Consider the following 11,539-nt stretch of genomic DNA (forward strand, 5'->3'; position numbering starts at 1 on the left):
CAACCGCGAAAGGAGATCCGGCCGTGGCGTTCGTGCTCGTCGTCGTCGGCGTCCTCGGGCTCGCGGTCGGCTCGTTCCTCAACGTCGTCATCCACCGCGTCCCCCGCGGCGAGTCGCTGCTGCGCCCGGCCTCGCACTGTCCACAGTGCACGAACCCGGTGCGGCCGTGGCACAACGTCCCGGTGCTGGGCTGGCTCGTGCTGCGCGGCCGGTGCGCCGACTGCGCCGCCCCGATCGGCATCCGCTACCCCCTGGTCGAGCTCGGCACCGCGGTACTGTTCGTGGCGGTCGCCGCCCGCGTCGGACGCTCCGGGTCGTGGCTGTACCTGCCCGCCTGGCTGTACCTGGCGGCGATCGCGGTCGCCCTCGCGCTCATCGACCTCGACGTGCTGCGCCTGCCCAACGCGATCGTGCTGCCCGCCTACGTCGTGGCCCCGCTGCTGTTCCTGCCCGCGGTCGTCGCCGGGCACGACTGGGCGGCCGCCGGGCGGGCCCTGCTGGCGATGGCCGGGCTGTACGCGCTCTACTTCGCCCTCGCCGTCGTGTATCCGGGCGGCATGGGCTTCGGCGACGTGAAGCTCGCCGGCGTCCTGGGCCTGTACCTCGGCTCGCTCGGCTGGTCCTCGGTCGCCGTCGGCACGCTCGGCGCGTTCGTCATCGGCGCCGCCGCCGGCCTCACACTGATCGCGCTGCGCCGCGCCCGGCGCGGGACCGCGCTGCCGTTCGGCCCGTCGATGCTCGCCGGCGCGCTGCTGGCGCTGTTCGCCGCGGCGCCGATCACCGATTGGTACACCAACCTGCTCGTCCCTGCCTAAGCCGAGCCGCCCGCGTCGCGGTGTGCGGGCGGTCTTCCTCGAAGGAGCACGATGGCCGCAGCCAACCTGATCGGACTGGACATCGGCACGGTGTCCATCCGCGCGGCGGAGACCGGTAACAGCAAGGACGGGCCGATCATCAGCAACTTCGGCCACATCCTGCTGCCGCCGGGCGTGGTCCTCAATGGTGCGGTCCAGGACGAGCCGGCCGTCACCGCGGCGCTGAAGCAGCTGTGGTCGACGTTCAAGTTCCGCAGCCGCGACGTGGCGCTCGGCGTCACCCACCAGCAGATCGTGGTGCGCGAGACGACGGTGGCCAACCTGCCGGCCAAGGAGATGCGCAAGGCGCTGCCCTTCCAGGTCCGCGACGCGCTGCCGCTGCCCCCGGAGCGCTCGCTCATCGACTTCTACCCGCTGGAGGAGCCCGCCGGCGACACCGTACGCGGGCTGCTCATCGCCGCGCCGAAGGAGCCGGTGATGGCCGCGATCCGGGCCGTCGAGGCGGCCAAGCTGCACGTGGTGCGGGTCGACCTGGCCTCGTTCGCGCTGCTGCGGGCCGCGTCCCGCCTCGACGAGCAGGTCGAGGCGCTGGTCGACATCGGCGCCCACGCGACCAGCGTGGTGGTCCACCACGACGGCGAGCCGCTCATCGTGCGCACCATCCCCCGCGGCGGCAACGAGATCACCAAGACCGTCGCCGACCGGCTCGACCTGCCGCTGCAGGAGGCCGAGGAGCTCAAGTGCCGCGTCGGGCTGCGGCCGGACACCGACCCGATCAGCGCGTCGGCGCTGCGGGAGTCGATACGGCCGCTGATCAACGAGATCGGCAGCTCCTTCGCGTACCTCACCGCCGGCGGCCGCCAGGCCCGCGTGAGCCGCCTGGCGCTGTCCGGCGGCGGCTCGATGCTCCCGGGCCTGCTCGATGCCCTGCACGACCAGCTCGGCGTCGAGGTGATCGCCGTCGACCCGGTGATGCGGGTGCGCGGCCTGCGCCGCGTGCGCCACGGCAGCCTGGAGCAGGTCCGCGCCTCCGCCGCCATCTCGGTCGGCCTGACCCTGGGGTCGACCTCGTGAGCGACGAGCACACGCCGGCGTGGCGGCAGGAGACTGGCCGGCACGAGCCCGGCTGGCCGGAGCCCGAGCGGCGCCTGACCGGCATCGTACTGCCCTCGTTCGACGACCCGGACGAGGCCGACGAGCACCTGGACGAGGTCGAACGCGACCGCAAGGCCCGCGAGTCCGCCGCGCGCGCACCCCGTCCCGCCGGAGAGCCGCCCGGCCCGCCGATCCCGTTCGTGCCGCCGGGACCACCCCCGGCCTGGCCACCGGCGGATACCGACCTCACCCAGCCCACCGCCACCCACACGACCGCCACCCACACCACCGGCGCCCACACCGCCGGCACCCACAGCACCGGTGCCCATACCACCGCCCAGACCGCCGCCGGCCACACCACCGCCGCCGCGCAGTGGGCAGACGCCCGGGCGAGAAGCGCCCACACCACCGCCGCCCAAACCGCTGCCGCCCAGACCACCGGCGCCCAAACCACCGCCGCCGCGCAGTGGGCAGACGCCCGGGCGAGAAGCGCCCACACCACCGCCGCCCAAACCGCTGCCGCCCAGACCACCGGCGCCCAAACCACCGCCGCCGCGCAGTGGGCAGACGCCCGGGCGAGCAGCGCCCATACCACCGGCGCCCACACCACCGCTCAGACCGCTGCCGCCCACACCACCGGTGCCTACCCCACCGCCCAGACCGCCGCCGCCCACACCACCGGTGCCCATACCTCCGACCAGACCGCTGCCGCCCATACCGCCGCGCCGGAGCAGGCCGCCCCGTACAGCGGCGCGCCGGAGCCGGCCGGGGCGGCCGCGCCGCGCCGCGAGTTTCCCCGGTTCATCCGGGGCGAACTCGTGCTGCCCGGGGACGAGCCGGCCGCCTGGCCCAGGGCCACGGGCCGCCCGTCGACCACTGCGACGGACGAGTTCGACCCGCTCACCGCGCCCCCGGCCGATCTCGAGGCGCACCTGCACCCGGGGGTCCCGGCCGAGTTGCGCAACGCCCTGCCGTCATGGGCCATGCCGCCGCCCGAGCCGCCGAAGGCCGAGCCGTGGGAACGGACCGCCTATGTCGAGATTCCCGGCGAGCCCTCGGCCCCCGGTCCCGTCGCAGCGGCGTGGGTGACCGCCCCGCCCGCGGACGTGGAACCGGCGCCGGCGGCCTGGGCACCGCAGCCAACGGCGCCAACCGCCGAGTACCGGGCCGTCCAGGCACCGACGACACCGGCACCGTCGACACGAATGACGGCGGCACAGATGGCGGCCGCACAGGCATCGGCGGCACAGACGCCGGCGACACAGACGCCGGCTACACAAGCATCGGCGACACGTTTGCCGACGGCACAGGCACCATCGACACGAATGACGGCCGCACAGGCATCGGCGGCACAGGCACCGTCGACACAGACGGCGGCCGCACAGGCGCTGTCGGCACAGCTGCCGGCTACACAAGCATCGGCGGCACAAGCGCCGTCAGCACAAGCGCCGTCAGCACAGATGGCGGCTGCGCAGGTGACGGCGGTGCGGGCGTCGGCGGCGATGACATCGATGGCGCAGGCATCGGCCGTGCGGATGTCGGCCGTTGGCGAGACGGCGGTGGTGGCGCAGGCACCTGTGGTACAGGAGCAGCCGGCGGCGCAACCGTCCGCGGGCCGCAGGGGGGCCTGGGACGGCGCGCCTCATCCGGCCTTTCCCGAGGCTACGGCGCGCACCTTCCGGATTCTGCCCATCGCCGCGGACCTGCTGCCGCTGGAGATCTCTGAGACGCGGCACGTGCGCCGGGTGCGCCGCCTGGTCATCTCCGGCGTCGTGCTCGTCGCGGCGCTCGTCGTCGGGTGGTACGGCGTCGCCGCGCACGAGAACGGCCAGGCCGAGGCCGAGCGGCAGAGTGTGCTGGACACCAGCCAGGACCTGACCCGGCAGCGGCACAAGCAGTACGACCAGCTTACGCAGGCCAAGGCCGACTCGGCGCAGATCGACCAGCGGCTGCGCAAGGTGCTCGAGTACGACCTGTCCTGGTCTCAGGTGCTCGCCGCGCTGCGGCAGACGGCGGCGGCGAAGAAGGTGACGGTCAGCGGTATCACCGCGGCGCTGAGCCGGGACGCGGTGTCGGGCAAGGCCGCCGCGGGCTCGATCGGCACTATCACGGTGACCGGCAAGGCACCGAACAAGCCGGCGGTGGCCGCGTACGTGGACGCGCTCACCTCCGTCAGCGGCGTGGCCAACCCGTTCCCGACCGACGCCACGCTCGACGAGGACGGCGTGGCGTTCACGATCCGGATGGACGTCACCGAGGCCGCGCTCGGCGGCCGGTTCACCAGCGCCGCGCCGTCGGCCTCGCCAAGCGGGAGCAAGTGATGCGGCACGATCGGCTGTGGCTGCTCGGCGGGGTGTTCGTCGCGATCGTCATCGTCGCGTTCGGCTTCCTGTTCTTCATCCGGCCGGAGCAGCAGGACACCGCCACGATCAAGGACGACGCGGCCAACGCCCAGACCAAGGTGGACCGGCAGCGCAGCGAGCTCGCGGCGCTGGCCAAGGAGTACGAGCACATCGACGAGTTCAACGCGGCGCTGGCCAAGGACAAGGCCGCGCTGCCCGACAGCGACCGGGCCTCGGACCTGCTGCGCGAGCTGCAGAGCGCGGGCGACCTGGCCGGGGTGACGGTCAGCGGCGTCACGGTCGGCGACGCGGTGGATTTGCAGGCGCTGGTGGGATTCCAGGTGTACGCGCTGCCGGTGAGCCTCACCGTGGCCGGCCCGACGGAGAAGATGAACCCGTTCCTGGACCAGCTGCAGCAGGTGCAGCCGCGAGCCGTGCTGATCAACAGCGTCAACTTCGCCCCGGCCAGCGCGGCGAACGCGGGCAAGTCCAACGTGACGATCAACCTGCAGGCGTTCTTCGCCCCGCTGGCCTGACGATGAAGCTTCCGCGTCTGTCCCGCGCTCCGCGTCTTCGTCGCGACGCGGGTTTCAGCCTGGTCGAGACGCTCACCTCCATCGCCGTCATGGGCGTGGTCATGACCGCACTCACCACGTTCTTCGTGTCGACGATGAACACCATCAACAAGCAGCGCGGCACGCAGATGGCGATCCGGCTGGCCAGCGACGCCATCGAGCAGGTCAAGTCGCTGCCCGGCAGCAGCCTGGCCGTCGGGCGCGGCGCCACCGACGTCAATGCCATGTTCGACACCGGCACGACCTCGATTCCCGGCCTGGACCTGGCCACGCTGAAGGCGTCGATGACGCCGGTGGTCGACTCGACGCTGACGACCGGCGACAGCAAGAACCCGGTGCTGCCGGTCAAGCCCGAGGCGCTGACCGTCAACGACGTGGCCTTCAAGCGGTACTGGTTCGTCGGCCGGTGCACGATCACCCCGGCGCTCGACACGGCGAGCCTGCCCTGCGTCGCCTCGGCCGACCTGACGCTGCTGCAGTTCTTCCGCGTGGTGGTCGCGGTGACGTGGCAGGACTCGCGCGAGTGTGCCGGCACCGGCGGCAAGTGCTCGTACGTCACCGACACGCTCGTCTCGGCGTCCAGCACCGACCCGGTGTTCAACCCCAGCGTCACGATCGTCCCGCCGCTGCCGGACAACCCGGGCAACCAGGCCAGCGACCTCAACGTGCCGATCAATCCGGTCAACCTGACCGCGTCCACGTCCTACCCGCCGCTGACCTGGTCGGTCCTGGGGCTGCCGCCGGGCGTGACGGCCAACGACTCCGGCAACATCACCGGCACCCCGACGGCCGCCGGCACCTACGTCGTACGCATCACCGTCAAGGATCAGGCCAGCGCCAACGACGCCTCGTTCAACTGGGTCGTCAACGCGCTGCCGGCGATACCTCAGCCGCCGGACCAGACCTGGGACGCGGGGGCGAAGGTGTCCTACCAGGTGCCGCTCACCGGCGGGACGGGCCCGATGCAGTGGAGCGCGACCGGCCTGCCGTCCGGGCTGTCGATCGACGCGGCGACCGGGCTCGTCACGGGCACCACGACCGCGTCGGGGGCCGAGTCGGTGAAGACGGTGACGGTGGGGGTGAAGGACTCGTTCGGCAAGACGGCGTCGGCGACGTTCAAGTGGATCACGAAGGCGCAGGTGACGACGAAGGCGCTCACGCCCACGAAGGGGCAGCCGTTCAGCGTGCAGGTCGCGGCGGCCGGGGGCACCGGGCCGTACACCTTCTCCGCCTCGAACCTGCCCACCGGCCTGACCATCAGCTCGTCGGGTGTGGTGAGTGGTACTGCCGGCGTGGCCACCCGGTTCTTCGCCACGATCAACGTGACCGACAGCAAGGGTGTGACCAACTCCGCCGTCGTGCCGGTCAACGTTACGACGTTGACTGGACTGACAATCACCTCGCCAACGTTCGACAATGCGGATCGCAGCAGCCCGAAGGGCACCGCGCTGTCGGCGACGGCGGGCACCACGCTCACCGCGGCGTCGTCCGGTGGCACCGGAACCGTGCGGTGGTCGCTGGTACAGACGCTGCCGACCGGCCTGTCGCTCAGCGCCACGGGCGCGATCACCGGCACGCCCACCGCGACGGGGACCTGGCAGGTCATCCTCAAGGCCACCGACGGCGCCTCGAACACCGCCGTCTTCGCGTTCCGCTGGACCATCACATGAGCAGGTGCGGTGTGGGCCGGCCGGAGAACAGGTGCGGTGTGGGTCGGCCAGAGAAACTGCTCGAGCGCATCCGCCGGGCCGCGCGCCCCGGCGACGACCGGGGCGTGACGCTGGCCGAGCTCGCCGTCACCACCGGGATCATGTCGATCGTCATGGCCATCTTCACCACCGCCGTGGTGCAGCTGTTCCAGGCCAGCGACAAGAGCGAGCTGGTGGCCACGACCCAGGCGCAGCTCACCAACGCGTTCCTGCGCCTGGACCGGGAGCTGCGCTACGCCGCCGGGTTCGGCCCGGTCCGCACGGACACCAGCGGCAACGTCTTCGTCGAGTACGTCAACACCGGCACGGCCAGCGGCACCCCCGAGTGCGCGCAGCTGGAGCTGTACAAGAACGCCAAGACGCTGCGGCGGCAGGTGTGGCCGCAGCAGACCGGGCAGAAGCCGGTCAACACGTGGACGGTGCTGGCCTCGAACGTCAACGTTGACAAGAGTTCGTTCACGATCCTCAAGTCGACCGAGAACACCACGTTCCAGCGGCTGCGTGTCGTGCTCGTCGTCGAGTCGAACCCGGGGCGCGGCCACACCGAGGCCCTCTCCGACGTCACGTTCACCGCGCTCAACAGCAAGGCGAGCACGGACGCGAACACGATCTGCCCGGAAGCGAGGTCCTGACATGCTGCGGTCGGTTCTGCGGTACGCGCTGCGGGGTCTGGCGCCGCGCCGCCGCGACGACGGGTCGCTGCCGCTGGCGATGATGCTGACCCTCGTCGGCACGTCACTGTCGACGCTCATGGTGCCGGTGGTCATCACCCAGCTGAGGAACACCGCCGAGACGGAGCTGCGGGCCAAGGCGGTGCACGCCGCGCAGGCCGGCATCGACATGGCGATGGGCAGCATCCGCGCCTCGGCCGGCACGATCGCCAACGTACGGTGCATCGCCGGGCTGCTGGGCACGGTCGGCGGCGGGCTGCCCGGGCGGTACAGCGTCTCCGTCACCTACCAGGACGCGGCGAAGGCGGCGCTGCCGTGCGTCGGGCACCTGCTCAGCGTCCCGTCGTTCGCGGTGATCACCTCGAAGGGCACGGTGAAGGGCAACCCCGGCGACGCGTTCGACCCGCGGGCCTCGCGCACGCTGAACGCCACCTACGTGTTCCGGTTCACCAACGAGAACGTCGAAGGCGGCCTGGTGAAGTTCTTAGGCGGCGCGTACTGCCTCGACGCCGGTTCCGGCTCCCCCGCCGTCGGCACCAACGTCACCACCCAGCCGTGCAGCACCGGTGCCGCGCGGCAGACGTTCGCGTACACCAAGAATCTCACCCTGCAGCTGGTGTCGTCGAAGACCGTGAAGAACCCCGACGGCATGTGCCTGGACTCCGGCGCCGACCCGGTCCCGGGCGTGCTCGTGCAGTTCCAGAAGTGCGGCAGCCCGACGATCCCGTACTACCAGCGCTGGAACCTCAACGACGGCTCCAGCTTCCAGAGCACCAACACCGCCGGTACGGGGCTGGGCAGCCTGTGCTTCCACGCCAAGTCGGCCAGCACGGCGGGCGCGTTCGTGGAGCTGATCGGCTGCGGCGGGTCGGACAACACCCGCACGTTCGCGCCCGAGGCGTCGGTCGGCGCCGGGGCGGCCGGGCCGCCGTACCAGCTGGTCAACTTCAAGCAGTTCGGCCGCTGCATCGACGTGACGAACTTCGACACGACGCTCGGATATCTCATCGTGTGGCCGTGCAAGCAGGCGCCGAACCCGATCAACGTGGGCTGGAACCAGCGGTGGACGATCCCGAGCACCGGCACCGGCCTCGGCAGCATCACCGGGCAGATCAAAACCGACGACAACACCAGGACGTACAAGACCTACTGCCTGACCACCTACGAGCCGGGCGCGTCGACGCACTTCGTGACCGTCAAGGTCTGCCCGGCCACGACGGACAAGTCAACGCTGTGGACAGTGTCGTACCAGGAGTCGACGTACGGGTCGAGCTTCGTCATCAAGGACTACACCGGCCGGTGCCTGTCCCCGGCCAACCTCGACGACCCGAAGCTGCCGGCCGGCGACATCTTCAAGGGCAGTACGACGGTCAGCAAGCTCACGATGGCCGACTGCGACGGCAGCAAGCTGCAGAAGTGGAACGCGCCGGCGAACATCGAGGACCCGACACCGCTGAAGAACATCGGCGAGAAGTAGGCCCCTTAGGGGCCGATTTCAGGGCCCGCGCCGGATGGCATCGAGGCGCGTCCGGACGAGGCTCTCTCTATGACCATCACGTGGGAACGGCCCGGGGGCGCCGTCTCCCTCGGCCGGCAGGCGGGGATCGGGCTGGGGGCGGCGGCCGCGTATCTGATCGTGCGCGGCGCGGTGAGCGCGACCGACGGGCGCGCGCAGGACAACGCGCGGGCCGTCGCCGGCCTGGAGCGCACGCTCGGGCTCGCAGCGCCGCACGTCGACAACGCGTTCGTGACGGGCGTGTGCCAGTGGCTGTACACGTGGGGGCACTGGCTCGCCGCCGCCGCGGTCCTGGTCTGGCTGGCCCGGCGGCATCCGGCGCTGTACTACCGGGCCCGCGACACGTTGCTGCTCTGCGCCGGGGCGGCGCTGTTCGTCTTCGTGGTCTTCCCGGTCGCCCCGCCGGACCTCGGCGACTCGCCCGCGCTGGCCGCACTGCCAAGCCTCGATGCCGGCTGGGACGTGATCCTGGGCCTGGCGATCGCCGCGGCGGCCCGGGGCGTGTGGGTGCGCGTCGCCGGGGTGGGCGCGGCGGCGCTCATGGCCGGGTCCGTGATCGTCACCGGCCACCACTACGTCCTCGACGTGCTCGCCGGGTCCGGTGTCGCCCTGGTCGGCTGGCTGTACGTGCGGGCCCGGCGCCGGCCGCGGTCGTTGCGAGGCTACGCCGGCTGGGACGGGCTGAACCTACACAAAACCGACATCAATCCGTAGTTGTACGACTACCCTGTGCGCATGGAGCCGATGGATCGCCTCGATGCCGAGTACACTGGGTTTCCGGCCGACGTGATCCCGCTGCAGTACCAGGCGCTGCTACTCACCGACGAGCGCCGGATGACCGCCTTCGCCGACGCGATCGCGCAGGCGGTCCGGCCGGGGATGCGCGTGCTCGACCTCGGCGCCGGCACCGGCGTGCTGAGCTACTTCGCGGCCCGGCAGGGCGCGACCGTGACCGCGGTCGAGCGCGAGCCGCGGGTGTTCGCCACCGCGCGGGACGCCCTGCGCGCCGCGACCGGCGATGCGGTGCGCATCGTGCACGCCGATGCGCGCGACTATCTGCCCGACGAGCCAGTCGATGTCGTCATGTGCGAGATGTTGCACGTCGGGCTGCTGCGCGAGCGGCAGATCGAGGTGCTCAACGCCTTCAAGCGCCGATATCTGCGCCATGTGGGCGGGCCGCTGCCGCGGTTCCTGCCGGAGGCGTGCGTGCAGGCGGCGCAGCCGGTGGAGCAGGATTTCACGTACATGGGGTACACGGTGCCGGCGCCGGTGTTCCAGCTGCCGGAGAGCGCCCAGCCGCGCACGGTGGAGGTCGCGGCGCCGCAGGTGTTCCAGCAGTTCTTCTACACCGACCGGCTGCCGGCCCGGTGCGCGGCGGACCTGACGTTCGTGGCCGAGCGCCCGGCGATGGTCAACGCGGTCCGGCTGGTCACCAAGAACCTGCTGGCGTTGACGTACGACCGGGCCGGCTCCGTCGACTGGACGATGAACTACCTCGTCGTGCCGGTGGCCGAGCCGGTGGAGGTGCTGACGGGCGACGAGGTGCGGGTGCGCTTCGAATACTCCCCCGGCGACGAGATTCCCGCCCTGACCGACGCTTTGCGGATCTCCGTGCCGGCCCACGCGCATTGAGCCGAGCTTGCTTGCTGGGCCGATCCGCCTGTTGTGAGGCTGGTTTAGGGTCGCCGCATGCACATCGATCGGCGGCGGCTCGGGCTCATCGGCACGGTCATCGGCACTGCCCCCTGGGTGGTCATGATCCTGATCCCGACGTCGAATCCGCGGCGGGTCAACCTCGACCCGGTGCACGGCCTGATCGGGGTGCTCACGTCCGGCTGGCGCGACGCGGTCATCCAGATGGGCGGGAACCTCGCGGTGTTCGCCGCGTTCGGAGTCTTCGGACCGATGCGGTGGCGGCTGGGCGTATGGGCGGTGACCGGCCTGGCCGCGCTGGGCTCGGCCGGCCTGGAGATCCTGCAGTACGTGCTGGACCTGGGCCGGGTCACCGCCGTCGACGACGTCCTGGTCAACGCGGCCGGCGCGGGCCTGGCCGCATTGCTGGCCCGCCGCTGGCGCCTCCCGGCAACGCAACGAGACGCCGCCGAGGCCAACCCGGTGTCTGCAGCCGATCCGGCGCGCGCCGCCAGCCAGGGCACAACGGGTTAGGCGCCGGACGTCAGCTCATCGACGATCTTCTGGGCTGTGGTCGTGTGCTTGGCGTACGCGCTGGCGAAGGCGCTGCGCTGGACCGCCTGGGCCGCGTTCGTCACGCTCATCTGCTGCCAGCCGCTCACCTTGATCAGCTTCGTGTAGAACTTGGCCGAGGCGAACGCCGGGTCCATGAGCTGCTCCGGTGTGCCCCAGATGCTCACGCGCTGCTGGAAGATGCCCACCGAGTCGTAGTTCGTCCCCGTGCCCTCGTGCGGGAGCTTCATCGACGCGGGGACCTTGGGGTTCGCGAGGTTCCTGAGGTACGTCTCCTGCAGGGCCGTCGCGATCGCCACCACCATCGCCCGCTCCGGCAGGTTCATCTGGCGGGCGACCTCAACCACGATGTACGCGTTGTTGGTCTGCGCCTGGTTCAGGCCGGCGACCGGCTTGGGGACCAGCGGCTGGCCCGGCAGGGCCGCCTGGGCGGCGCCGCGGGCGGCGTTGGCGCGGGCGTGCGTCTCGTAGAACTTGGCCGCGTCGAAGCTGGTGTCGTCCGCGACCGGGGTGGGTTCTTGCGGGAAAATCGCCCAGGACACACCGACACTGATCAACGAGGCGACGAGGCTGACCACGGCGAGCAACGCCATTCTGCTGATGTGCAGACG

Annotated in this window: 11 protein-coding genes; 10 read left to right on the top strand and 1 reads right to left on the bottom strand. The window is 71.4% G+C overall.

The features are described 5' to 3' along the window. The first annotated feature begins 23 nt into the window (after positions 1-23). The 10 genes from ACQPY0_RS50100 to ACQPY0_RS50145 all read left to right on the top strand — a co-directional run bounded on the left by ACQPY0_RS50100 (position 24) and on the right by ACQPY0_RS50145 (position 10,889). The gene (locus tag ACQPY0_RS50100; RefSeq protein ID WP_432978020.1) at positions 24-815 is read left to right on the top strand and encodes a prepilin peptidase; all 792 of its coding nucleotides are present in this window, start codon (positions 24-26) and stop codon (positions 813-815) included. 51 nt (positions 816-866) lie between these two features. Continuing rightward, the gene (gene pilM, locus ACQPY0_RS50105; protein WP_432978023.1) at positions 867-1,889 is read left to right on the top strand and encodes a type IV pilus assembly protein PilM; all 1,023 of its coding nucleotides are present in this window, start codon (positions 867-869) and stop codon (positions 1,887-1,889) included. Then, complete coding sequence (locus ACQPY0_RS50110; RefSeq protein WP_432978026.1) at positions 1,886-4,231, top strand: hypothetical protein; 2,346 nt, start codon at positions 1,886-1,888, stop codon at positions 4,229-4,231. Before pilM ends, ACQPY0_RS50110 begins: the two co-directional genes overlap by 4 nt. Next, positions 4,231-4,788, top strand: a complete 558-nt coding sequence (gene pilO / locus ACQPY0_RS50115; protein ID WP_432978029.1) for a type 4a pilus biogenesis protein PilO — start codon at positions 4,231-4,233, stop codon at positions 4,786-4,788. The genes ACQPY0_RS50110 and pilO overlap by 1 nt, the downstream gene beginning before the upstream one ends. Before the next feature lie 2 nt (positions 4,789-4,790). Then, complete coding sequence (locus tag ACQPY0_RS50120; RefSeq protein ID WP_432978032.1) at positions 4,791-6,497, top strand: putative Ig domain-containing protein; 1,707 nt, start codon at positions 4,791-4,793, stop codon at positions 6,495-6,497. Between the two features lie 38 nt (positions 6,498-6,535). After that, positions 6,536-7,168 carry a PilW family protein gene (locus tag ACQPY0_RS50125; protein ID WP_432978035.1) on the top strand — a complete coding sequence of 211 codons (633 nt, stop codon included), beginning with the start codon at positions 6,536-6,538 and terminating at the stop codon, positions 7,166-7,168. A 1-nt stretch (position 7,169) separates the two neighbouring features. Continuing rightward, entirely contained in the window at positions 7,170-8,684 is a 1,515-nt protein-coding gene (locus tag ACQPY0_RS50130; protein WP_432978038.1) for an RICIN domain-containing protein, read from the top strand. Positions 8,685-8,753: 69 nt separating this feature from the next. Next, positions 8,754-9,437, top strand: coding sequence for a phosphatase PAP2 family protein (locus ACQPY0_RS50135; RefSeq protein ID WP_432978041.1), 684 nt, complete (start codon positions 8,754-8,756; stop codon positions 9,435-9,437). Between the two features lie 21 nt (positions 9,438-9,458). Then, positions 9,459-10,355 (top strand): methyltransferase domain-containing protein, encoded by an 897-nt coding sequence (locus tag ACQPY0_RS50140; RefSeq protein ID WP_432978044.1) that lies wholly within the window; start codon positions 9,459-9,461, stop codon positions 10,353-10,355. Positions 10,356-10,412: 57 nt separating this feature from the next. After that, positions 10,413-10,889 carry a VanZ family protein gene (locus ACQPY0_RS50145; RefSeq protein ID WP_432978047.1) on the top strand — a complete coding sequence of 159 codons (477 nt, stop codon included), beginning with the start codon at positions 10,413-10,415 and terminating at the stop codon, positions 10,887-10,889. Here ACQPY0_RS50145 and ACQPY0_RS50150 read toward each other — a convergent pair. Beyond that, the gene (locus ACQPY0_RS50150) at positions 10,886-11,521 is read right to left on the bottom strand and encodes a hypothetical protein (protein WP_432978050.1); all 636 of its coding nucleotides are present in this window, start codon (positions 11,519-11,521) and stop codon (positions 10,886-10,888) included. The two genes, ACQPY0_RS50145 and ACQPY0_RS50150, sit on opposite strands and share 4 nt — an antisense overlap. Positions 11,522-11,539 lie beyond the last annotated feature (18 nt).

Origin of the sequence: Dactylosporangium sp. CA-233914 (assembly GCF_050942935.1) — a bacterium.
Taxonomy (GTDB): Bacteria; Actinomycetota; Actinomycetes; order Mycobacteriales; family Micromonosporaceae; genus Dactylosporangium.

Excerpts from the sequence above, each read along its gene's own strand:
- pilM (WP_432978023.1), top strand. The coding sequence starts at position 867 with ATGGCCGCAGCCAACCTGATCGGACTGGACATCGGCACGGTGTCCATC.
- pilO (WP_432978029.1), top strand. The coding sequence starts at position 4,231 with ATGCGGCACGATCGGCTGTGGCTGCTCGGCGGGGTGTTCGTCGCGATC.
- ACQPY0_RS50120 (WP_432978032.1), top strand. The coding sequence starts at position 4,791 with ATGAAGCTTCCGCGTCTGTCCCGCGCTCCGCGTCTTCGTCGCGACGCG.
- ACQPY0_RS50130 (WP_432978038.1), top strand. The coding sequence starts at position 7,170 with ATGCTGCGGTCGGTTCTGCGGTACGCGCTGCGGGGTCTGGCGCCGCGC.
- ACQPY0_RS50135 (WP_432978041.1), top strand. The coding sequence starts at position 8,754 with ATGACCATCACGTGGGAACGGCCCGGGGGCGCCGTCTCCCTCGGCCGG.
- ACQPY0_RS50140 (WP_432978044.1), top strand. The coding sequence starts at position 9,459 with ATGGAGCCGATGGATCGCCTCGATGCCGAGTACACTGGGTTTCCGGCC.
- ACQPY0_RS50145 (WP_432978047.1), top strand. The coding sequence starts at position 10,413 with ATGCACATCGATCGGCGGCGGCTCGGGCTCATCGGCACGGTCATCGGC.
- ACQPY0_RS50150 (WP_432978050.1), bottom strand. The coding sequence starts at position 11,521 with ATGGCGTTGCTCGCCGTGGTCAGCCTCGTCGCCTCGTTGATCAGTGTC.